This window comes from Brevundimonas sp. UBA7506, assembly GCF_002479495.1.
Taxonomy (GTDB): Bacteria; Pseudomonadota; Alphaproteobacteria; order Caulobacterales; family Caulobacteraceae; genus Brevundimonas.
The window spans coordinates 241,016-261,574 of the sequence record NZ_DLNQ01000005.1 but is presented as its reverse complement, the minus strand read 5'-3'; the positions used below and the strand labels follow the sequence as shown (position 1 = coordinate 261,574).

General features: G+C 67.0%; 19 protein-coding genes. 7 read left to right on the top strand and 12 right to left on the bottom strand.

Going from position 1 to position 20,559, the window contains the following annotated elements:
• Positions 1-119: 119 nt before the first annotated feature.
• The 4 genes from B3K53_RS03010 to B3K53_RS02995 are packed head-to-tail and all read right to left on the bottom strand — an operon-like array spanning position 120 to position 4,311.
• Complete coding sequence (locus B3K53_RS03010; RefSeq protein WP_292082608.1) at positions 120-692, bottom strand: prephenate dehydratase domain-containing protein; 573 nt, start codon at positions 690-692, stop codon at positions 120-122.
• Positions 689-2,059: a class II 3-deoxy-7-phosphoheptulonate synthase gene (locus B3K53_RS03005; RefSeq protein WP_292082607.1), complete on the bottom strand. Its 1,371-nt coding sequence runs from the start codon at positions 2,057-2,059 to the stop codon at positions 689-691. Before B3K53_RS03005 ends, B3K53_RS03010 begins: the two co-directional genes overlap by 4 nt.
• A gap of 60 nt (positions 2,060-2,119) precedes the next feature.
• Entirely contained in the window at positions 2,120-3,178 is a 1,059-nt protein-coding gene (locus B3K53_RS03000; protein WP_292082606.1) for an enoyl-CoA hydratase/isomerase family protein, read from the bottom strand.
• Positions 3,175-4,311, bottom strand: a complete 1,137-nt coding sequence (locus B3K53_RS02995) for an acyl-CoA dehydrogenase family protein (protein WP_292082605.1) — start codon at positions 4,309-4,311, stop codon at positions 3,175-3,177. Before B3K53_RS02995 ends, B3K53_RS03000 begins: the two co-directional genes overlap by 4 nt.
• Positions 4,312-4,573: 262 nt before the next feature.
• Between B3K53_RS02995 and hemB the strand changes: the two genes are divergently transcribed.
• Positions 4,574-5,575 carry a porphobilinogen synthase gene (gene hemB, locus B3K53_RS02990; protein ID WP_292082604.1) on the top strand — a complete coding sequence of 334 codons (1,002 nt, stop codon included), beginning with the start codon at positions 4,574-4,576 and terminating at the stop codon, positions 5,573-5,575.
• Between the two features lie 158 nt (positions 5,576-5,733).
• On the opposite strand, the gene B3K53_RS02985 is transcribed toward hemB, so the two are convergent.
• Both B3K53_RS02985 and B3K53_RS02980 read right to left on the bottom strand, forming a co-directional pair.
• A complete protein-coding gene (locus B3K53_RS02985) occupies positions 5,734-6,228 on the bottom strand; it encodes a flavin reductase family protein (protein WP_292082603.1) in 495 nt (164 codons plus the stop codon).
• Positions 6,229-6,295: 67 nt separating this feature from the next.
• On the bottom strand, positions 6,296-6,898 hold the full coding sequence (locus B3K53_RS02980; RefSeq protein WP_292082602.1) for a DUF922 domain-containing protein: 603 nt from the start codon (positions 6,896-6,898) through the stop codon (positions 6,296-6,298).
• A 113-nt stretch (positions 6,899-7,011) separates the two neighbouring features.
• On the opposite strand from B3K53_RS02980, the gene B3K53_RS02975 reads away from it, so the two are divergent.
• Together B3K53_RS02975 and B3K53_RS02970 are read left to right on the top strand one after the other, a co-directional pair.
• Complete coding sequence (locus tag B3K53_RS02975) at positions 7,012-7,911, top strand: flagellar motor protein MotB (RefSeq protein WP_292082601.1); 900 nt, start codon at positions 7,012-7,014, stop codon at positions 7,909-7,911.
• Between the two features lie 112 nt (positions 7,912-8,023).
• Positions 8,024-8,758, top strand: coding sequence for an arginyltransferase (locus B3K53_RS02970; protein WP_292082600.1), 735 nt, complete (start codon positions 8,024-8,026; stop codon positions 8,756-8,758).
• Positions 8,759-8,761: 3 nt separating this feature from the next.
• On the opposite strand, the gene B3K53_RS02965 is transcribed toward B3K53_RS02970, so the two are convergent.
• The 3 genes from B3K53_RS02965 to parC all read right to left on the bottom strand — a co-directional run bounded on the left by B3K53_RS02965 (position 8,762) and on the right by parC (position 12,660).
• On the bottom strand, positions 8,762-9,793 hold the full coding sequence (locus tag B3K53_RS02965; protein ID WP_292082599.1) for a M48 family metallopeptidase: 1,032 nt from the start codon (positions 9,791-9,793) through the stop codon (positions 8,762-8,764).
• A gap of 6 nt (positions 9,794-9,799) precedes the next feature.
• A complete protein-coding gene (locus B3K53_RS02960; RefSeq protein WP_292082598.1) occupies positions 9,800-10,369 on the bottom strand; it encodes a LemA family protein in 570 nt (189 codons plus the stop codon).
• Positions 10,370-10,458: 89 nt separating this feature from the next.
• Complete coding sequence (gene parC / locus B3K53_RS02955) at positions 10,459-12,660, bottom strand: DNA topoisomerase IV subunit A (RefSeq protein WP_292082597.1); 2,202 nt, start codon at positions 12,658-12,660, stop codon at positions 10,459-10,461.
• 112 nt (positions 12,661-12,772) lie between these two features.
• On the opposite strand from parC, the gene B3K53_RS02950 reads away from it, so the two are divergent.
• Positions 12,773-13,843, top strand: a complete 1,071-nt coding sequence (locus tag B3K53_RS02950; protein ID WP_292082596.1) for an NAD(P)H-dependent flavin oxidoreductase — start codon at positions 12,773-12,775, stop codon at positions 13,841-13,843.
• 64 nt (positions 13,844-13,907) lie between these two features.
• Positions 13,908-15,638 (top strand): cytochrome c biogenesis protein DipZ, encoded by a 1,731-nt coding sequence (locus B3K53_RS02945; RefSeq protein WP_292082595.1) that lies wholly within the window; start codon positions 13,908-13,910, stop codon positions 15,636-15,638.
• On the opposite strand, the gene recO is transcribed toward B3K53_RS02945, so the two are convergent.
• Together recO and B3K53_RS02935 are read right to left on the bottom strand one after the other, a co-directional pair.
• Positions 15,635-16,366 carry a DNA repair protein RecO gene (gene recO / locus B3K53_RS02940; RefSeq protein WP_292082594.1) on the bottom strand — a complete coding sequence of 244 codons (732 nt, stop codon included), beginning with the start codon at positions 16,364-16,366 and terminating at the stop codon, positions 15,635-15,637. The genes B3K53_RS02945 and recO overlap by 4 nt on opposite strands.
• Positions 16,366-16,845, bottom strand: coding sequence for a nuclear transport factor 2 family protein (locus B3K53_RS02935; RefSeq protein WP_292082593.1), 480 nt, complete (start codon positions 16,843-16,845; stop codon positions 16,366-16,368). The genes recO and B3K53_RS02935 overlap by 1 nt, the downstream gene beginning before the upstream one ends.
• Positions 16,846-17,106: 261 nt before the next feature.
• On the opposite strand from B3K53_RS02935, the gene B3K53_RS02930 reads away from it, so the two are divergent.
• Together B3K53_RS02930 and B3K53_RS02925 are read left to right on the top strand one after the other, a co-directional pair.
• Positions 17,107-17,532 (top strand): VOC family protein, encoded by a 426-nt coding sequence (locus B3K53_RS02930; protein WP_292082592.1) that lies wholly within the window; start codon positions 17,107-17,109, stop codon positions 17,530-17,532.
• A gap of 130 nt (positions 17,533-17,662) precedes the next feature.
• The gene (locus B3K53_RS02925) at positions 17,663-19,171 is read left to right on the top strand and encodes an acetyl-CoA hydrolase/transferase family protein (protein WP_292082591.1); all 1,509 of its coding nucleotides are present in this window, start codon (positions 17,663-17,665) and stop codon (positions 19,169-19,171) included.
• A 146-nt stretch (positions 19,172-19,317) separates the two neighbouring features.
• Here the strand turns inward: B3K53_RS02925 and B3K53_RS02920 are convergent, their stop codons facing one another.
• Complete coding sequence (locus tag B3K53_RS02920; RefSeq protein ID WP_292082590.1) at positions 19,318-20,559, bottom strand: serine hydrolase domain-containing protein; 1,242 nt, start codon at positions 20,557-20,559, stop codon at positions 19,318-19,320.

Sequence of the window (20,559 nt, the reverse complement as noted above, 5' to 3'; positions counted from 1 at the left end):
CAGACCTTAAAGACGCAAACTTCGTGCGCGGTCAACCTTCAGAGCGAAATCGGTTCGAATGTTTTCACATTCGAACCCGGATATTCGCGCCAGAATTATCCGAAAGCCTGTTTCGCCGATCAGGCTTGAGGGGCCGTGAACAGGACAAATCGCGTCCGGTTGTCGCTGAAATCCTGCAGATCGTTGCGCAGGACCGTCAGGCCGTAAACCTCGGCGGCACGGGCAGGCGCCACGGCGGCGCGGGTCAGGTCCTCGGCCTCGGCCACGGCGGCGGCCGCCCCGCCTGTGTCGAACACCTCGACCGGGGTGATCCGCATCTCCCCAAGAGCCTTGGAGCATTGTTGCAGGGCGACCGGATGGCTCTCCGCCGTCTTGATGTCCGACAGTCGAGCGTCCGGCAGGCCCAGCAGAGCCAGCCGGATCGGCCGCCAGGCCTCGCTGACCACCGTCAGCCCCGCCTCGCGCACCAGGGTGGCGGCGGGCTCGACCACGCCGATGGTCGAGTTCTCGACCGGGATCAGCGCCGACTGGCAGTCGCCGGAGAGCAGGGCCTCAATGGCCCCCTGAAAGGTCTCATAGCCGACCGCCTCGTCCCACGGACGCAGGTCGAGGCAGGCTTCATGGCTGAAGGCGCCGGGCGCGCCCTGATAGGCGACGCGGCCCGGTCCTTCGTCTTCGGTCGGCGTGGTCACGCGGCCTCGGCGCGGGCCTGACGCCCGGCCTTGAGGCGCTCGGCGACCAGGAAGGCCAGCTCCAGCGCCTGATCCGCGTTGAGGCGCGGATCGCAGTGGGTGTGATAGCGGCTCGACAGGTCGTCCTCGGTCACGGCCTGGGCGCCGCCCAGGCATTCGGTGACGTTCTGACCGGTCATCTCCAGGTGGACGCCGCCGGGGTGGACGCCCTCGGCCTCCGCCACGTCGATGAAGGTGCGAACCTCGCCCATGACGCGGTCGAACGGCCGGGTCTTGTAGCCGTTGGCGGCCTTCAGCGTATTGCCGTGCATCGGGTCGATCGACCAGATGACGCGCTTGCCCTCGGCCTTCACCGCCCGCATCAGGGCCGGCAGTCGATCGCCGACCTTGTCGTGACCGAAGCGGCCGATCAGGGTCAGACGGCCCGGAACATTGTTCGGGTTCAGGGCGTCGATCAGCGGCAGGATGTCCTCCGCCGTCATGGTCGGTCCGCACTTGACCCCAATCGGGTTCGAGATCCCGCGCATGAACTCGATATGCGCCCCGTCCAGCTGACGGGTGCGCTCGCCGATCCACAGCATGTGGGCCGACGTGTCGAACCACTCGCCCGACGACCCTTCCAGGCGCGTCAGGGCGCTCTCGACGTTCAGCAGCAGGGCCTCGTGGCTGGTGAAGACCTCGACGCGCGACAGGTCGGGATGGGTCTCGGGCGTGACGCCGACCGCTTCCATGAAGGCCAGAGCCTCAGTGATCTTGTCGGCCAGCTCGCGATAGGCCGCGCCCGCGCCGTTGTCGGCGAAGCCCAGGGTCCAGCGATGGATGTTGTAGAGGTCAGCATAGCCGCCACCGGCGAAGGCGCGCAGCAGGTTCAGCGTCGAGGCCGACTGGTTGTAGGCCTTCAGCAGGCGCTGCGGATCGGGCACGCGCTCTTCAGCAGTGAAGCCCATGCCGTTGATGATGTCGCCGCGATAGGAGGGCAGCTCGACGCCGCCGATCTCTTCCAGCGGGGACGAGCGCGGCTTGGCGAACTGACCGGCGATACGGCCGACCTTCACCACAGGCTTGCGCCCGGCGAAAGTCAGAACCACCGCCATCTGCAGGATCAGGCGGAAGGTGTCGCGGATGTTGTCGGTCGAGAACTCCTTGAAGCTCTCGGCGCAGTCGCCGCCCTGAAGCAGGAAGGCGTTCCCCGCCTCCACCTGCGCGAGATGCTGGGTCAGTTTGCGGGCCTCGCCGGCAAACACCAGGGGCGGCATGGCCCGCAGCTCGTCTTCGACACGGGCCAGTTCGGCCATGTCAGGATAGTCCGTCGGCATATGCACGACGGGCTTGTTTCTCCAGGATTCAGGGGTCCAGCGCTTACTCATGCCGCCTAGATAGCCCTACAGGCGTCTAGGAACAACAAATGTTGCGCCGCAGCGACCTTTTCAGAGCGGCGACCAAGCCTCGTCGGCGGGCAGAGGCGCGAACAGGGTGTCCAGCGTCGCGTCGCTGACGCCCGAAAGCTGAGCGGGCGACCACTTCGGCGCATTGTCCTTGTCGACGATGACCGCGCGCACGCCTTCCTGGAAGTCGTGAGTGCGCACCACCCGACCGCCCAGCGCATACTCCATCGCCATGTTCTCAGCGAAGGAGGCCAGCGTCGCGCCGGTGCGGATCTGGCGCAGGCTGACCTTCAGCGACTGCGGCGACTTGGTCTTAAGGATGTCGAGTTGCTTCAGCGCCCAGTCCGAGCCCTCAGCTTCCAGCGCGGCGAAGATCGCCTCCACCGTGTCGAATGCGAACAGCCGGTCGATAGCCTCGCGGTGCGCGTCCAGCGGCGCCGGCCCTGCCTCGCCCGACACGCGGTCAGCCACGGCCTTGGGATCAGACGGATTGGCGAGAAGTTCGTCCTTCAAGGCCGCCGTCGCCCCGCTCTCGACGAAATGGGTGTGGATGCCCAGGGCCACCGTATCCGCCGCCTTCAGCCGCGCGCCCGTCAGCGCCAGCCAGACCCCCGTCTGCCCCGGCAGGCGCGGCAGGAACCAGCCCCCGCCCACGTCAGGGAACAGGCCGATGCCCGTCTCCGGCATGGCGTAGGTGGTGCGCTCGGTGGCGATGCGAACATCGGCCGGTTCGCTGATGCCCACGCCGCCGCCCATGACGATGCCGTCGACGACGGCCGTGATCGGCTTCGGGTATTCGAACATCAGATGGTTCAGCTGATACTCGGTCTTGAAGAAGGCCTTGGCCTCCGACGCGTCCCCGGCTCCGCTCTCGGCGATCATGCGGATGTCGCCCCCGGCGCAGAAGCCGCGCTCGCCCGCATGGTCGATCAGCACCGACGACACGGCCTCGTCGCCGCGCCAGGCCAGCAAAGCCTCGATCATCGCCTCGCACATGCCCCGGTTCAGCGCATGGATCGCCCTGGGCCGGTTCAGCGTGATGCGGCCGACGCCGTTCTCGACGCGGGTGATGACTTCAGCGTCGCTCGCTTGATCGCTCATCGCGCCAGCTCCCGCGCGATGATCACCCGCATGATCTCGTTCGTGCCTTCCAGGATGCGGTGGACGCGCAGGTCGCGCACGATCCGTTCCAGCGGATAGTCCTTCAGATAGCCGTAGCCGCCGTGGATCTGCAGCGCCTCGTCGGCGATGTGGAAGCAGGCGTCGGTGGCCAGGCGCTTGGCCATGGCGCACCACTTGGTCTTTTCCGGGTGGTCATTGTCGATGGCCCAGGCCCCGCGCAGCACCATCAAACGCGCCGCCTCCAGGTCCGTCGCCATGTCGGCCAGACGGAACTGCAGGGCCTGGAAGTCGCCAATCGCCTTGCCGAACTGCTTGCGCGTGGCGACGTAGGCCTGGGCCGTTTCCAGCGCCAGCCGCGCTCCGCCCAGCGAACAGGCGGCGATGTTCAGGCGCCCGCCGTCCAGACCGGCCATGGCGTATTTGAAGCCGGTGCCTTCCTGACCCAGCAGATTGGCGATCGGAATGCGGCAGTCGTCGAACTGGACCACGGCCGTCGGCTGTGCGTTCCAGCCCATCTTGCGTTCCTGCGCGCCGAACGACAGGCCGGGCGTTCCGGCCTCGACCACCACGGCGCTGACGCCCTGGGCGCCTTCGCCGCCGGTGCGGACCATGACGACGTAGACATCCGACGTCCCGGCGCCCGAGATGAAGATCTTGGACCCGTTCAGCACCAGATGATCGCCGTCGCGCACCGCCGTGGTCCGCAGCGCCGCCGCGTCCGACCCCGAGCCCGGCTCGGTCAGGCAGTAGCTGGCGATCTTGTCCATCGTCGTCAGCGACGGCACGAAGCGCGAGCGCAGGTCGTCAGACCCGAACTTGTCGATCATCCAGGTCGCCATGTTGTGGATCGAGATGAAGGCCGCCGTCGCCACGTCGCCGCGCGACAGTTCCTCGAAGATCACCGCCGCCTCAACGCGGCCCAGGGCCATTCCGCCGTGCTCTTCGCCCGTATAGATGCCGCAGAAACCCATCTCGGCCGCATGACGCATGACATCGACGGGGAAGTGCTTGTCCTCGTCCCACTTCGCCGAGTTCGGCGCCAGTTCGGCGTCGGCGAAAGCCCGCGCGGCGTCCTGAATCGCGCGCTGGTCGTCGTTGAGGGCGAAGTCCATGATCAATACTCCCGACTGTGGTCTGCCCTCTGACGGGGCGTTCATGCTGCTTTTATCCAAGCGGTTGAGAAACGTCACCCCGCCAGCGCCCCGCGCCGCATCTTGCGCCCGCCGATGACGCAGACAAGCGCTAGTCTCTGCCTCTCGACGCCGCGATTTCAGACGATTCAGACGAATTGGACTCTGTTTTTTCCGACCCTGGGTCCGATATGCGACCTCCAAGGTCGTTTCCCTGCCCCGCCTACCGGACTATGAGCCCTGCATGACCATGCCGTTCCAGCCCGCCGCCTTCCCCTACGCCCGCCCGCGTCGCCTGCGCTCGCAGCCCTGGGTGCGCCGTCTGGTCGCCGAGACGACCCTGACGCCCGCCGACCTGATCTGGCCGATCATCGTCCATGACGGCGCCGAGGACCGCGTTCCGGTCGCCTCCATGCGCGGCGTCTTCCGCCTGTCGCCGAAGGAGGCCGCCAAGGCCGCGGTCGAGGCGCGCGATCTGGGCATCCCCATGATCGCCCTCTTCCCGAACGTGAATGACAGCCTGAAGGACAACGTCGGCACGGCCGCAAGCGACCCGGACGGCCTGATCCCCGACTGCATCAAGGCCATCAAGGACGCCGCGCCCGAGATCGGCGTCATGACCGACGTCGCCCTCGACTGCTACACCGACCACGGCCACGACGGGGTTCTGGAGAACGGCCGCATCGTCAACGACCCGACGCTGGAGCGCCTGGCCGAACAGGCCTTCATCCACGCCCACGCCGGCGCCGACGCCGTGGCCCCCTCCGACATGATGGACGGCCGGGTTCAGGCCATCCGCGAAGCGCTGGAAGCCAACGGCCTCTCGGACACCCTGATCATCAGCTACGCCGCCAAATATGCCTCGGCCTTCTATGGCCCCTATCGAGACGCGGTGGGCTCGTCCAAGTCGCTGACCGGCGACAAGAAGACCTATCAGATGGACTACGCCAACGCCGACGAGGCGCTGCGCGAGGTGGCGATGGACATTTCCGAAGGCGCCGACGCCCTGATCGTCAAGCCGGGCCTGCCCTATCTCGACATCGTCCGGCTGGTGTCCGACACCTTCAAGGTGCCGACCTTCGCCTATCAGGTGTCCGGCGAGTACGCGATGATGCAGGCCTCCATCGCCAACGGCTGGCTGGAGGAAGACCGCGCCATCCTGGAAACCCTGCACGCCTTCAAGCGCGCCGGTGCCTCGGGCGTCCTCAGCTATTTCGCGCCCAAGGCGGCGAGGCTGCTGGGCTGATCTTTTCCTTCTCCCCTTGCGGGAGAAGATGGGCCCGAAGGGCTCGGATGAGGGGTGTCGGCTCGACACAAGACATGAGGCCATGCGGTAATTTCCTCGCACCCCTCATCCGTCAGCCTCCGGCTGCCACCTTCTCCCACAAGGGGAGAAGGGACATCTCACGCCGTCGGATCGACGGCCTGTCCGTACTTGCCCCGGAAATAGGTCAGGGCGTCGCCGGGATGAGTTTCGAAGGCGGCGACCCGCCCGACGATGACCAGGTGATCCCCCATGACGATGCGGTCGTGGGCCGTGCAATCCAGCCGCGTCACGGCGTTGCGCAGGCGCGGCGGGGCCGGGTCACCGACCTCGAACTCGTCGTTTGACAGGGTGCATACGCCCCAGGCGAAGCGGTCCGACATGGCCTGATCTTCGACCGGCAGCATGTGCACGGCGAAGCGCTCGGCCCCGGCGAAGGCGTCGTGGCGGTCCGACTTCACGTCCAGGCACCACAGCACCAGCGGCGGGTCCAGCGACACCGAGGTGAAGCTGTTCACGGTAATGCCCAGCGGCCCTTCGGCCGTATGGGCCGTCACCACGCAGACGCCGGTGGCGAAGCCGCCCAGCGCCTTGCGATAGGCCTTGGCGTCGAATTCGGAAGGAGAAAAGGTCACGGACACAAGCCTGACCTAAGGCGTGGTGCGCCGGCGGGCAAGGCCGGACGGACGCTGCCAGGCGCCGTCAAGGGAAGACGGCGCCCTCGCGTTTGCCGTGCTGTGTCAGACGATCATATTCACGGCTTGCGGCGCTGACCTCCTCCGAAACCCGGGCGACCGCCGCCTGCATGCCTTCACAGTCTGAGGCGACCTTCATGGCCCTCTCGATCTCCTGCCGCCCATGCAGCGCGATCCGGGCGTGGTTCATCTCGTGGGTCGCCAGGGCCTTGAAGTAGCGATCCCAGGCTTCACGATCCCGACGCCCCAGACGGTCGGCCTCGGCCAGGTCCGGCAGAATGACGGTGATGGCCACGATAGCCTCGGCCGTCTCGGGCACGCAGCGCACGTCGCCCCGCCCTCGCCAGCGCGTTGAATAGCGCCACCGCGTTACCGCATCGAAGCGTTCGCCGCCGTCAGCCTCGGCCGGACGCACCGCGTTCATGGCCGTCCGAATGGCGCGCGGATTGCGGCCGCCGACCAGATAGGCCTCAAGCGTGACCTCGGGCATGGCCGCCAGCTCAGGCGCCGCCTCCCGCAGCCGCAGGGCGCCCTCCGCATCGGCTCGCGCCAGCGCAGCGTCTTCCCCATGGCCGCCCAGCGCCGCCATTATCGCCAGTTCAAGAAACATCGCGCCCCTCCCGGATTTTTCGCTTGAACAACACGACGCGGCGGCAAGGCAACCGCTTCTTAACGGCCGCATGGGATTCACAGCTAACAAACGACGTTAAGATTGGCCTGCCCATGTCCGCGAGCGATCGCCCGATCCTTATCAAGAAGGTGAAGAAGGTGACCGCCGGCGGCCACCACGGCGGCGCGTGGAAGGTCGCCTACGCCGACTTCGTGACCGCCATGATGGCCTTCTTCCTGCTGATGTGGCTGATCAACACGACCGACCCGGAACAGAAACGCGGCATCGCCGAATACTTCGCCCCGGCCAACGTCTCGGCCTCGACCTCCGGTTCGGGCGGCATTCTGGGCGGCACGGCCCTGGGCGACGACGGAGCCAAGAGCTCGGGCTCCATGTCGGTCATCGAGCAGCTCGCGCCCGAGGCCCCTGATTCTTCCGAGACCGCAGGCCAGAGCGCCAACCTGGCTGCCGCCAGCGAGTCCGCGCTGCGCGCCGAGATCGCCCGACGCGAGGCCGCCGACTTCGCCAGCGCCGCCGAGAGCCTGCGCCAGGCCATGCAGGCCATGCCCGAGCTGGCCGAGCTGTCGAAACAGCTGATCATCGACCAGACGCCCGAGGGCCTGCGCATCCAGCTGGTCGATCAGGAAGGCCGCTCGATGTTCGAAAACGGCTCCTCGCGCCCCAACCCGCGCGCCCAGATGCTGCTGAGGGCCATCGCCAAGGTCATCAACCAGCTGCCCAACCGCATCTCGATCACCGGCCACACCAGCGCCGTCGCCGGCTCCAGCCGCGCCAGCGGCGCCGGCGACTGGGCGCTGTCCTCGGCGCGCGCCGACGCCTCGCGCCTGACGCTGCAGGCTGCGGGCGTGAACGCCGACCGGGTCTATTCGGTGGCGGGCAAGGCGGGCTCGGACCCCCTCTACCCTGACGATCCGTCTCTCGCCGGCAACCGCCGCATCGCCATCGTCCTGCTGCGCGAGGCGCCGGTCCTGCCCACGGACACCAGCCTGTGATCGCGCGCGCCGGGCCTCTCGGCGCTTGCGAATTCCTCCGGTTGCGCGCCAAATCGGGACATGACGATCCGCTCGCAAATCCGCCGACACGATCGGGACCGGACGTAAGGCCGTGACCCAGCACTTCCCGACCCGGCAGTTGCGGTTCTTCATGACCGCCAATGCGCCCTGCCCCTATCTGCCGGGTCAGTTCGAGCGCAAGGTCTTCGCCAACCTGCCCTTCAGCGACGGCGCCGACGTCAACGACGCCCTGACCCAGGCCGGTTTCCGCCGCAGCCAGAACATCGCCTATCGCCCCGCCTGCGAGGCCTGCGCCGCCTGCGTTTCAGTTCGAATCCCGGTGGCCGAGTTCGTCTTCTCGCGCTCCCAGCGCAAGATTTTGAACCGCAACGCCGACCTGTCGCGCGATCTGGTCGAGGCCGAGGCGACGATGGAGCAGTTCGACCTGCTGCGCCGCTACCTGACCGCCCGCCACCCCGGCGGCGGCATGAGCGACATGGGCTGGTCCGACTATGTGTCGATGGTCGAGGACACGGCCGTCCGCACCCACCTGATCGAATATCGCCTGCCCGCGACCGACGACGGCCCCGGCGACCTGGTCGGGGTCTGCCTGACCGACCTTCTGCACGACGGTCTGTCCATGGTCTACAGCTTCTTCGACCCTGATCTGGACCGGCGCAGCCTGGGCCAGTTCGCCATCATGGATCACCTGCGCCAGGCCGCCATGGTCGGCCTGCCCTTCGTCTATCTGGGCTACTGGGTCCAGGGCTCTCCCAAGATGGACTACAAGGCGAAGTTCCGCCCCATGGAGGCCCTGCGCCCGCAGGGCTGGGAACGGCTGCCCTAAGCCTCAGGTCGTTGGAACGGCCGTACTGGATGTAACCGAAGGCGCAGGGCCCCACGGCCCCTCGTCACGACCGCCCGCGAACTTCACCAGGGCCGCGATCCGCTTCTCGATCGGCGGGTGGGTGGCGAACAGGCCGGCGAAGTCCGCCTTGTCCGCCGTGTTGTCGAGGAACATGCCGCGCAGTTCGTCGGGCGCCTCGATCTTCGACTGGCCCGACACCTTGCGCAGGGCCGAGATCATGGCGTCGGGGTTCTTGGTCAGTTCGACCGCCCCGGCATCGGCCACATATTCCCGCGTCCGCGACAGGGTCATGCGAATGACCGTCGCCAGACCAAAGCCGATCACGCCGATGGCCAGACCGATCAGGATCAGCGGCATGGCGTTCTTGTTGTCCCGGCTGCGCCCGCCGCGCATGTAGAAGAGGCTGCGGAACACCAGTTCCGCGATCACGCTGATGATGCCCGCGAAGATCGAGGCGATCACCATGGTCCGCACGTCCTTGTTGATGACGTGGGTCAGCTCATGCGCCAGGACGCACTCCATCTCGTCGCGGCTGAGCGTCTGCATCAGGCCGCGGGTGACGGTGACGCTGTAGTTGCCCTCGTGCAGGCCCGAAGCATAGGCGTTCAGCGACGGGCTCTCGATGATCCGCAGCGTCGGCGTCCGCAGACCACGCGAGATCGCCAGGTTTTCCAGAAGATTGTAGAGCTCCGGCTCTACGCGCCGTTCGACCTTGCGCGCCCCCGTCATGGCGTCGATCATCGCCTGATTGCCGAAGTAGGCGATGACGAACCAGACGGCGGCCGCAACCAGGGCCGCCGGCACGGTCCAGCCCAGCATGGACGCCGCCAGCGCCAGATCCTGCGACAGACCGCCGCCCGAGTTGGGCAGCAGGCCGAACCCCATCATCAGCACCTGAACGCCGAACAGCAGGCCGACCAGCAACACCGGAAACCCGGCCAGCAGGATCGTCGACCGGGTGTTGTTTTGCCAGATGTGGGTCTTGAGGCCGACGGCCTGACCGAAAACCGCCATTGGGGCTTAGAACTTCACCGTCGGCGGGGCCGCATTCAGCGCGGCGCGCTCGCCTTCGCCCACGTCGAAGAAGGGCTTGTCCGAGCCAAAGCCGAACAGACCGGCGAACAGGACCGTCGGGAACTGGCGACGCACGGCGTTGAACTCACTGACCGCGTTATTGAAGAAGCGGCGTGCGGCGGCCAGCTTGTTCTCGATGTCCGACAGGTCCATCTGCAGCTGCTGGAAGTTGGTGTTGGCCTTCAGGTCCGGATAGGCCTCCGACACGGCGAACAGGCGGCCCAGAGCGCCGGTCAGCATGTTCTCCGCCTGCACCTTCTCATCGACCGTGCGAGCGCCGGCGGCGGCGGCGCGGGCCTGGGTCACGGCGTCCAGGGTGCCGCGCTCGTGCGTGGCATAGCCCTTCACCGTCTCGACCAGATTGGGGATCAGGTCCTGACGTTGCTTCAACTGCACGTCGATGTCGGCGAACGACTGATTGGCCGTCTGATCCAGCGCCACCAGCTTGTTGTAAGCGCCGACGACGACGAACAGCAGAACGACGACGATGACGCCGATGATGATCCAGGTGATCATTGAAATCTCCAACCCCGGCCGGATCGGCCTTGGGCAGGATTATCGCAAGGGTTGACGGCGACCTCCAATGAAATCGCCGTCACCTTGCATCAGCGGAACTTGCGCATCCCGCGCGGTCCCTGGCGTCCGGCGCCGGCGCGTTTGCCCAACCAGTCCTTCCAGTCGGGCCAGTTGCGGCGACGGCCGCCGCCGTCGGCCCATTCCGGCCCAGCCTCGGCGTTGAACACCGCCACATCGACCAGACCGCCCTGCTTGTAGTTCTGCAGCTTGACGCCCTTGCCGCGGCCCATTTCGGGCAGTTCAGCGATGGGGAAGATCAGCGCCTTGATGTTCTCGCCAATGACCGCGACGTGGTCGCCGGTCACGCGCAGCATGGCCAACATATCGCCGTTCAGCACCTGCTTGCCGCCGCGCTTCTGGGCCAGAAGGTCGTTTTCCGGTGCGACGAAACCGTAGCCGGCCTTCGATGCCACCAGAAGCTTGGCATTCGGTTCGTGCGCCACGACGTTGATGATCTCGGCCTTTTCGTCGAGATCGATCATCAGCCGCAAGGGTTCGCCGTGGCCGCGCCCAGAGGCCAGCTTGTCGGCCCCGACAGTGAAGATGCGTCCGTCCGAGGCCCCGATCAGCAGCTTGTCAGTCGTGAAGGTCGGCACCAGGAAAGCCAGGCTGTCGCCTTCCTTGAACTTCAGCTCCGAGGGATCCTCGACCTTGCCCTTGGCGGCACGGATCCAGCCGCGCTCCGACAGGATGACGGTGATGGCTTCGCGCGGAATGAAGGCCTCGGGCGCGACGAAGGCCGAAGCGTCCACCGCCTCGCCGATGGTTGTGCGACGCGGTGAGATCAGGGCCTTGCGGACCGCCTCCAATTCCTTGGAAATGGCCTTCCACTGCTTGCCTTCGGACGATGTCAGCGCCTTCAGCGCCGCAAGTTCTTCCGACAGCGCATTGAATTCCTTTTCGATCGTCATTTCCTCGAGCCGCGCCAGCTGACGCAGACGGGTGTCGAGGATGAAGTCGGCCTGGATTTCGGTCAGGCCAAAGCGCGCGATTAGGACGGCCTTGGGTTGCTCCTCCTCACGGACGATGCGGATCACCTCATCCAGGTTCAGGAAGACGATGCGCAGGCCCTCCAGCAGGTGCAGGCGCTTCTCGACCCGCTCAATCCGCCACTGGCTGCGACGGTTCAGCACCTCGCGGCGATGATCGAGGAAGGCGCGCAGGCAGTCCTTCAGGCCCATGACGCGCGGCGTGCCCGTGGCGTCCAGCACGTTCATGTTGATCGGGAAGCGGACCTCCAGATCGGACAGCTTGAACAGGCTCTCCATCAGCATCTCGGGCTCGATGGTGCGGTTCTTGGGCTCGAGGATCAGGCGAATGTCTTCCGCCGACTCGTCGCGCACGTCGCCCAGCAGCGGCGCCTTCTTGTTCTCGATCAGGTCGGCCAGACCCTCTATCAGGCGGCTTTTCTGCACCTGATAGGGCATCTCGGTGACGATGATGCGCCAGACGCCGCGGCCCAGGTCCTCGGTCTCCCAGCGGGCGCGCAGACGCACGCCGCCGCGACCGGTCTCATAGGCGTCCAGGATGGAGGCGTGACCCTCGACCGACACGCCGCCAGTCGGGAAGTCCGGCCCCGGCACAATCTGCACCAACTCCGAGGTCGTCGCCTCGGGTCGTTCCAGCAGCAACTGGCAGGCGTCGATCAGTTCGCCGACGTTGTGCGGCGGGATCGAGGTCGCCATGCCCACGGCGATGCCCGACGAACCATTGGCGAGCAGGTTGGGGAAGCCCGCCGGCAGAACCAGCGGCTCTTCGTCCTGATCGTCGTAGGTGGGGCGGAAGTCGACCGCGTCCTGATCGATTCCGTCCAGCAGCAGCACGGCGGCGGGCGTCAGCTTGCACTCGGTGTAACGCATGGCGGCGGCGCTATCGCCGTCGATGTTGCCGAAGTTCCCCTGTCCGTCGACCAGCGGATAGCGCTGGGCGAAGTCCTGGGCCAGACGGACCAGAGCCTCATAGATGGAGGCGTCGCCGTGCGGGTGATAGCCGCCCATGACCTCGCCGACGACCTTGGCGCACTTGCGCGCCGCCGCCTGCGGGTTCAGCCGCATCTGGTGCATGGCGTACATGATGCGCCGGTGCACCGGCTTGAAGCCGTCACGCACGTCGGGCAGCGCCCGGTTGGTGATCGTGGACAGAGCGTAGGCCAGGTAGCGCTTGGACAGCGCATCGCCCATCGGCTCTTCAACGATGCGGCCGCCTTCGGGCGTCGGGGTGTGGATGGTCATGCGACTTCGAATCGGTGATCTGAACGACAAAGTCTAGCGCAGCGCGCGGCTGACGCGGGGACGATCCGCGCCTATCTGTGGAGCGCCGTCGTCGAAAAGGCAGGAACCGCGCATGAAGACCGCCCTCACCGACCGCCTCAAGCTGGACCTGCCCATCGTTCAGGCGCCCATGGCCGGGACCTCGACGCCCGAACTGGCGGCGGCCGTGTCGAACGCCGGGGCGCTGGGCTCCATCTCCATCGCCTCGGTCGATGCCGTCGAGGGGCGACGCCAGATACAGGCGTTGAAGGCCCTGACGACGCGTCCGTTCAATGTGAACGTCTTTTGCCATGCCCCGACGCCGCCCGATCCGACGCGCGAGCGCGTCTGGATCGACAGCCTGCGGCCCATCTTCGCCGAGTTCGGCGCCACGCCGCCCGAGACCCTGAGCGAGATCTACCAGAGCTTCCTGACCGACGACGCCAAATTCGCCGTTCTGCTTGAGGAAGGGCCCGCCGTGGTCAGCTTCCACTTCGGCCTGCCTCAGCCCGAGAAAATCGCCGCGCTGAAGGCCGCTGGGTGCATCCTCCTCGCCAGCGCCACCACGCCGCAGGAAGGCCATCAGGCCCAGGCGGCGGGGATCGACATGGTGGTGGCGCAAGGGTTCGAGGCCGGCGGCCATCGCGGCGTCTTTGATCCGACCGATGATCCGCGCTTCGCGACCCTGCCTTTGACCCGCCTGCTGGCGCGCGAACTGGACATCCCGGTCATCGCGGCGGGCGGGATCATGGACGGCGCCGGGATCGCAGCGGCGCTGGCGCTGGGCGCGGCAGGCGCGCAACTGGGCACCGCCTTCGTCTCCTGCCCGGAGTCCGCCGCCAATCCCGCCTATCGCGCCGCCCTGGCCGGTCCGCGCGCCGAGCGCACCCGCGTCAGCCCCGTCATCTCCGGTCGCCCGGCGCGCGGGATCGACAACGCCTTCATGCAGCGCGCCGACGAGGCCCTCGCCGCCGCCTATCCCTATGCCTACGACGTGGGCAAGGCGCTGAACGCCGCCGCCAGTCTGCAGGGCGACGACGGCTACGCCCCGCAATGGGCCGGTCAGGCTGCGCCCCTGACGCGCGCCCTGCCCGCCGCCGAACTGGTTGAGGTCCTGACCCAGGAAACCCGCGCCGCCGTCCGCGACCTGCAACGGCTCTTGTAACCGGACCCCATCCGACACGTTCCGGACTGCGTAACATCAGGGTCTGAGGCCCAAGGACGACGCCATGCTCCTGATCCTGCTGTCCTATCTGGCCGGAGCGCTGACCATTCTCAGCCCCTGCATCCTGCCGGTCCTGCCCTTTGTGTTTGCACGCGCAGGACAGCCCTTCGTCAAAAGCGGCCTGCCCCTACTGCTCGGCATGGCGCTGACCTTTGCCGGGGTGGCGACGCTGGCGGCGGTCGGCGGCGGCTGGGCGGTGCAGGCCAACCAGGTCGGACGCTGGATCGCCCTGGCGGTCATGGCGGTGCTGGGCCTGACCCTGGTGTTTCCTTCTCTGGCGGACCGGCTGACCCGGCCTCTGGTCGCGCTCGGCTCACGCCTGACCGAGAGGGCCAGCGCGGAGCAACAATCCGGCGGCGGCGTCTGGCCTTCCTTCCTGCTGGGCGTGGCGACGGGCCTGTTGTGGGCGCCGTGCGCGGGACCGATCCTGGGCCTGATCCTGACGGGCGCGGCGCTTCAGGGGGCCAGCATCGGCACGACCCTGCTGCTGGTCGCCTACGCCGGCGGGGCCGCCACCTCCCTGGCCCTGGCCCTGCTGATCGGCGGCAAGGTCTTCCAGGCGATGAAGAAGTCGCTGGGCGTCGGCGAATGGGTGCGCCGGGGACTGGGCGTTCTGGTCCTGATCGGCGTCGCCGCCATTGCGCTCGGTCTCGACACCGGCCTGCTGACCCGGCTGTCGAGCAGCAGCACGAACCGGATCGAGCAGAGCCTGCTCAGCCGCTTCGGCGCGGGTCAGCCGACCAACGCCCCCGCCGCGCCCCTGAACGCCCTGCCGGTCGAAGGCGCCATGCCGCCGCTGACCGGCGCGACCGAGTGGATCAACAGTCCGCCCCTGACCACCGAACAGCTGCGCGGCAAGGTCGTGCTGGTCGATTTCTGGACCTACTCCTGCATCAACTGCGTGCGGACCATCCCCTACGTCCGCGCCTGGGCCGAGAAATACCGTGATCAGGGCCTGGTGGTGATCGGGATCCACACGCCCGAGTTCGCCTTCGAGAAATCCCCCGCCAACGTCCGCGACGCCGTGCGCCGGTTTGGCGTCACCTACCCCGTGGCCATGGACAACGACTTCGCCATCTGGCGCGCCTTCGACAACCGCTACTGGCCCGCCCACTACTTCATCGATGCCAAGGGAAACATCCGCTACCACCACTTCGGCGAGGGCGACTACGAGCACTCGGAGCGGGTCATCCAGCAATTGCTGAAAGAGGCTGGGGCCACGGGCGTCGATCAGGCTGTGGTTCAGGTGCGCGGCCAAGGCGCTGAGGCCGCCGCCGACATGGCCGAGGTCGCCTCGCCCGAAACCTATGTCGGCTATGCCCGCGCCGAGCATTTCGTCTCGCCCGGCGGCTTCGGCTTCGACGTGCGCAAGACCTATGCGGCCGCGCCGCTGAAACTGAACGACTGGAGCCTGAGCGGCGACTGGATCGTGCGGTCCGAACACGCCGACCTGCAGACGGCGGGTGGAAAGCTGGCCTTCCGCTTCAAGGCCCGCGACCTGCATCTGGTCATGGGGCCAAGCAACATGGGCAAGGCGGTCCGCTTCCGCGTCCGCATCGACGGCCAGGCGCCCGGCGCCGACGCCGGCGTGGACATCGACGCGCAGGGGCTGGGCCGGATCGACAGCCAGCGCCTGTATCAACTGGTGCGCCAGTCGGGCGGCGCCCGCGAACGGACGTTCGAGATCGAGTTCCTCGACCCCGGGGTTCAGGTCTTCGCCTTCACCTTTGGCTAGAGCCGTCCCGCCTCGGCCAGTCGCTCGATCATCCAAACGCGGGCGGGCGGCAGCGGCTTGTTCAGGGCGTGGAAGACGAACTGTTCGAGGAAATGCCCGGTCAGGGCCAGCCCCGCCTTCACGTCGCCTTCGCTCAAGCCCGCCTGCGCCCCAAGCATGAAGGGCGGCAGGTTCAGCAGCTTGTCGGCATAGGGCGCGCCTGCGTCACGACTGACGGCGCGGCCCGTCCGGGGGCTGACATAGATCAGGTCGTCCATCGACCCGGTGGCGGCGCAGCGCGACAGGTCCAGACCAAAGCCGAGGTCTTCCAGCAACCCCGCCTCGAACCGCACGAAGATGGCGGGCCAGACTTCGGGCAGAGCAAACGCCCCCATCATCGCCTCAAAGGCCAGAAAGGCTCCCGGATGCGGCTCACGCTCAGGCAGGGCGCCCTGCGCCACCGCAGCCGCCGCGTTCAGCCCCACTAACGCCAGAGGATCGTCGAACAGGGCCGCCGGCCCCTCGCCCACCGGCTCCAGCCGCGCAGACCCTAGTTGGTCAGACGTTCGCGACCGCAGATCGGCCACCACCCGCGCCCCGGCCTGCAAGAAGGGCCGCATCTTGCGCGACGCCCCGCCCGCGACATAGGCGGCGCGGCGTCCGTGCCGCTCGGTCAGCAGTTCGACCACGGCTCCGGTATCCCCATGCGCCCGCGCCGACAGGACGAAGGCGTCGTCCTGAACCTCCATCAGTCGGCCTTGATCACGCCGACGACGGCGCGCGCCTTGTCGTTCGGCACGGGGAAGCTGAGGACATATTGCTCGATCTTCCAGCCGTCGTCCGTCAGCCGCAGCACCCCCGAACCGCGCGTCGTGCCATAGGCGTCATTGTCCAGCACCTCGTCGAACCAGGCGACGCAGCGGCAGTCGATCGCGGCGATGGTCACGGTCCGCGTGACGGGCCGATAGGTCCAGCCCTTGCCCTGCGAGAAATAGGGCATGGCGTAGGCCCGGAACTCCGGCAGGGTCCAGCGCTCGGTCGCGTCCGTGCCGATGAAGCGGCCATCCGTCGTGAAGGTCGCGAAATAGGCCTCGCCGTCGGCCTTTGACGCCGCGGCGTGCATGGCGTCCAGCGTGCGCTCGACAGAGGCGGTTTCGGCTTCGACGGCAGCCACAGCCTGAAGCGGCGCGGCGGAAACCTGGAGCATCATCAGGGCGGCGGTGATCATGGATTTGTTCTAGTCCTGTTCCTGCAGCGGGGGAAGCGCCCACACATCCGCTCATCCCGGCGAAGGCCGGGATCCAGTTTGTAAGACGCGGGGCTTGTTGCAGATGGCGCAATCCCGCCCTTGGACCCCGCTGATCCGTCATATGATCTGGATCCCGGCCTTCGCCGGGATGAGCGTGGAGGGGGTTAGCCTAGGAGGCTAAGGGAAACGACGACCGCCCCGCGCGTTCAGACCTCCATCCGACAACCCGGAGAGGTCGTCATGAAGATCGTCACCAGCCTCAGCTTCCAGGGCCAGTGCCGCGAGGCGCTGGAATTCTACGCCCGCGTGCTGGGCGGCAAGGTCACGGCCGCCTTTCCCTTCGGCGACGGCCCGCCCGACATGCCGGTGGATGCCAAATACAAGGACTGGCTGATGCATGGCTGGCTGGAGGTCGGAGATCAGGCCATCATGGGGGCCGACATGCCGCCCGAGTTCGCCCCGAACATCGACAAGCCCAAGAACGGTTTCGACGTGTCGTATCACACCGACGACCTCGCCAAGGCGCGGCAGGTCTTCGACGCCCTGTCCGAAGGCGGTAAGGTCGGCATGCCTTTCGCCGAGACCTTCTGGTCGCCAGGTTTCGGGACCTTCACCGACAGGTTCGGCATCCCATGGATGATCAACACCAACCCTGCGACGGAGTGAAACCGGGCGGCTGACGCCTTTGTGATCACGGACTGTTACGACCAAAGCCGTATTGGAATCAGGGTGATGCGGCGCCTATGTCCGCCTCACTTCCCCGCGCCCTCACTGGGCCGCAGCCGTCAGGTTTCCGATGTCCCGCGTCCGCAACGCCGCCCTGCAGTCGAAGATCATGTCCGCCCAGGACGCCGCCTCCCTGATCCCGGCCAACTCGACCGTGGGCATGAGCGGCTTCACCGGCTCGGGCTATCCCAAGGTCGTGCCGATGGCCCTGGCCGAGCGGATCGAGGCCGAGCACGCGGCGGGCAATCCCTTCAAGCTGAAGGTCTGGACCGGCGCCTCGACCGGGCCCGAGCTGGACGGCGCCCTGGCCAAGGCGGACGGCATCGAATTTCGCCTGCCCTACAACTCCGATCCCATCGCTCGCGAGAAGATCAACAGGGGCGAGATGGAATACCTCGACATGCACCTGTCGCAGGTGGCGCCGGTCGCCTGGCAGGGCTTCCTCGGCCCGCTGGAGACGGCAGTGGTCGAGGTCTCGGGCATCCGCGAGGACGGATCGCTGATCCCCTCGTCGTCCATCGGCAACAACAAGACCTGGCTGGACCGCGCCGACCAGATCATCCTGGAGGTCAACAGCTGGCAGAACGCGGCGCTGGAGGGGATGCACGACGTCTACTACGGCACGGCCCTGCCGCCCGCGCGAGTGCCCATCCCGCTGACCAAGCCGACCGACCTGATCGGCGAGACCGTCTTCCGCGTCGATCCGTCCAAGATCGCCGCCATCGTCGAGACCGACAGCCCTGACCGCAACCTGCCCTTCGCAGCTCCGGACGCCAGCGCCACGGCCATCGCCGGGCACCTGATCGAATTCCTGCAGCACGAGGTGAAGCTGGGCCGCCTGCCCGCCCATCTGCTGCCGCTGCAATCGGGCGTCGGCAATGTCGCCAACGCCGTGCTTGCGGGCCTGCAGAACAGCCCGTTCGAGAACCTGACCGCCTATACCGAGGTGCTGCAGGACGGGATGCTGGACCTGCTGGACAGCGGCAAGCTGACCGTCGCCTCGGCCACCGCCTTCTCGCTCAGCCCCGAGGCCGCCGCTGATCTGAACAGCCGCATGGAGCAGTTCCGCGGCAAGATCATCCTGCGCCCGCAGGAAATCTCGAACCACCCGGAAATCATCCGCCGCCTCGGCTGCATCGCCATGAACGGCCTGATCGAGGCCGACATCTACGGCAACGTCAACTCGACCCACGTCATGGGCTCGCGCATCCAGAACGGCATCGGCGGCTCGGGTGACTTCGCTCGCAACGCCTATATTTCCTGCTTCGTCACGCCGTCGACGGCCAAGGGCGGCAAGATTTCGGCCATCGTCCCCATGGCCAGCCACGTCGACCACATCACCCAGGACGTCCAGGTCATCGTCACGGAACAGGGCCTGGCCGACCTGCGCGGCCTGTCACCCAAGCAGCGCGCCCAGGTCATCATCGCCAACTGCGCCCACCCCGACTATCGCGACGCGCTGAAGGACTATTACGCTCGCGCGCTGAAGGGCTCCTACGGCCTGCAATCCCCGCACCTGCTGACCGAGGCCCTGTCCTGGCACCAGCGCTTCATCGAAACGGGGTCGATGAAGGGGTAAGTCCTCTTTCCTCCCCATTCCATGGGGAGGTGGCGCGGAGCCGCAGGCGACGTGACGGAGGGGGCGACTCGACAGTTGCCCTTTGCGTCGCCCCCTCCACCACTTCGTGGTCCCCCTCCCCACGAGTGGGGAGAAAATCAGTTGCCCTAGCGGTTCATGCTCGTCGGGAACTCACGCCCCAGAGCCTCGGCCATGGCCTGCTGGCTCAGCATGAAGACCAGGTCGCGCTGGTGGTAATTGTTGGACAGGACCACCACGGTCACATCGGCCTCGGGCTGATAGAGGACCAGGTTGCGGAACCCGGCCCAGCTGCCCGTGTGATAGATCTGCCTGTCGTCAAAGGCGGGCTTCACCTGCTCGCCCAGGCTGTTGACGTAGATGCCGTAGCCATAGGCCCGGTGCGCGCGGCCCCGCTCCTTGGGCGTGCCCTCGGGCGCATGGTCGGCGATCATCTGGGCATAGGAGGCGTCGCTGAGGACATGGCCCTTATGCAGGGCCTGGTTCCACACCAGCATGTCGTCCAGCGTCGAATAAAGCGCCCCGGCGCCGAAGACGACGCTGACGTTGGCGATCGGCTGAGCCGCCAGTCCGGCGGGGAAGTTGGCGTAGCCCATGGCCAGACCCTGCGCGTCGGCGTGGGCGTCGGAACCGGTGTCCTTCAGGCCCAGAGGCTTCAGGATGGCGTCGTTCAGATAGGTCTCGAACGGCTTGCCGCTGGCCTTGCTGACGATCTCGGCGGCCAGGTTATAGGCGGCGTTATCGTAGCGGATCTTGGTGCCCGGCTCGAACTGCAGGCCATAGCGGGCCGAGGTCTCGGTCAGTTCCTGCGGCGTACGCGGGGTGACGCGGATACGGCCCCACTCGGACTGCGCCATCAGGTCGGGAATGCCCGAGGTATGCGACAGCAGGTGGTGGATGCGCAGCGGCTTCCACGCGTCCGGGCAGGCCTCGATCCATCTGCAGACTGGGTCATTGACCGACAGCCTGCCCTCGTCCTGAAGCTTCAGGATCGCGGCGGCGGTGAACTGCTTGGACACCGAGGCCAGACGGAAGCGGGTGTCCAGCTTCAGCGGCTGATCGTTTTCGTAGTTCGCCTTGCCATAGACCTGACGGAACAGGACCTGATCGCCCTTGGCCACCAGAATGGCGCCCATGAACTGCTTGCGCTCGCCCAGATAGTCCAACCGCGCCTTCAGCTGCGGCAGGGCCTCGACCACCTCGACCGGCGGGCGCTCGGGCAGCCGGACCTTGGTCGCCGTCGCGGCCTGGCTCTCAGGCGCGATGGCGTGGACGATCCAGGCGCCGGCGCCGGCGGAGGCAAGGGCGACCGCGGCCAGGGATCCGAGGAACCAGGGCCGCCCGCCTGCGGACTTGGGAACTACAAACAC

Coding starts and splice junctions, on each gene's coding strand:
- B3K53_RS03005 (WP_292082607.1), bottom strand. CDS start 2,059: ATGAGTAAGCGCTGGACCCCTGAATCCTGGAGAAACAAGCCCGTCGTG.
- B3K53_RS03000 (WP_292082606.1), bottom strand. CDS start 3,178: ATGAGCGATCAAGCGAGCGACGCTGAAGTCATCACCCGCGTCGAGAAC.
- B3K53_RS02995 (WP_292082605.1), bottom strand. CDS start 4,311: ATGGACTTCGCCCTCAACGACGACCAGCGCGCGATTCAGGACGCCGCG.
- hemB (WP_292082604.1), top strand. CDS start 4,574: ATGACCATGCCGTTCCAGCCCGCCGCCTTCCCCTACGCCCGCCCGCGT.
- B3K53_RS02980 (WP_292082602.1), bottom strand. CDS start 6,898: ATGTTTCTTGAACTGGCGATAATGGCGGCGCTGGGCGGCCATGGGGAA.
- B3K53_RS02975 (WP_292082601.1), top strand. CDS start 7,012: ATGTCCGCGAGCGATCGCCCGATCCTTATCAAGAAGGTGAAGAAGGTG.
- B3K53_RS02965 (WP_292082599.1), bottom strand. CDS start 9,793: ATGGCGGTTTTCGGTCAGGCCGTCGGCCTCAAGACCCACATCTGGCAA.
- B3K53_RS02960 (WP_292082598.1), bottom strand. CDS start 10,369: ATGATCACCTGGATCATCATCGGCGTCATCGTCGTCGTTCTGCTGTTC.
- parC (WP_292082597.1), bottom strand. CDS start 12,660: ATGACCATCCACACCCCGACGCCCGAAGGCGGCCGCATCGTTGAAGAG.
- B3K53_RS02950 (WP_292082596.1), top strand. CDS start 12,773: ATGAAGACCGCCCTCACCGACCGCCTCAAGCTGGACCTGCCCATCGTT.
- B3K53_RS02945 (WP_292082595.1), top strand. CDS start 13,908: ATGCTCCTGATCCTGCTGTCCTATCTGGCCGGAGCGCTGACCATTCTC.
- recO (WP_292082594.1), bottom strand. CDS start 16,366: ATGGAGGTTCAGGACGACGCCTTCGTCCTGTCGGCGCGGGCGCATGGG.
- B3K53_RS02935 (WP_292082593.1), bottom strand. CDS start 16,845: ATGATCACCGCCGCCCTGATGATGCTCCAGGTTTCCGCCGCGCCGCTT.
- B3K53_RS02930 (WP_292082592.1), top strand. CDS start 17,107: ATGAAGATCGTCACCAGCCTCAGCTTCCAGGGCCAGTGCCGCGAGGCG.
- B3K53_RS02925 (WP_292082591.1), top strand. CDS start 17,663: ATGTCCCGCGTCCGCAACGCCGCCCTGCAGTCGAAGATCATGTCCGCC.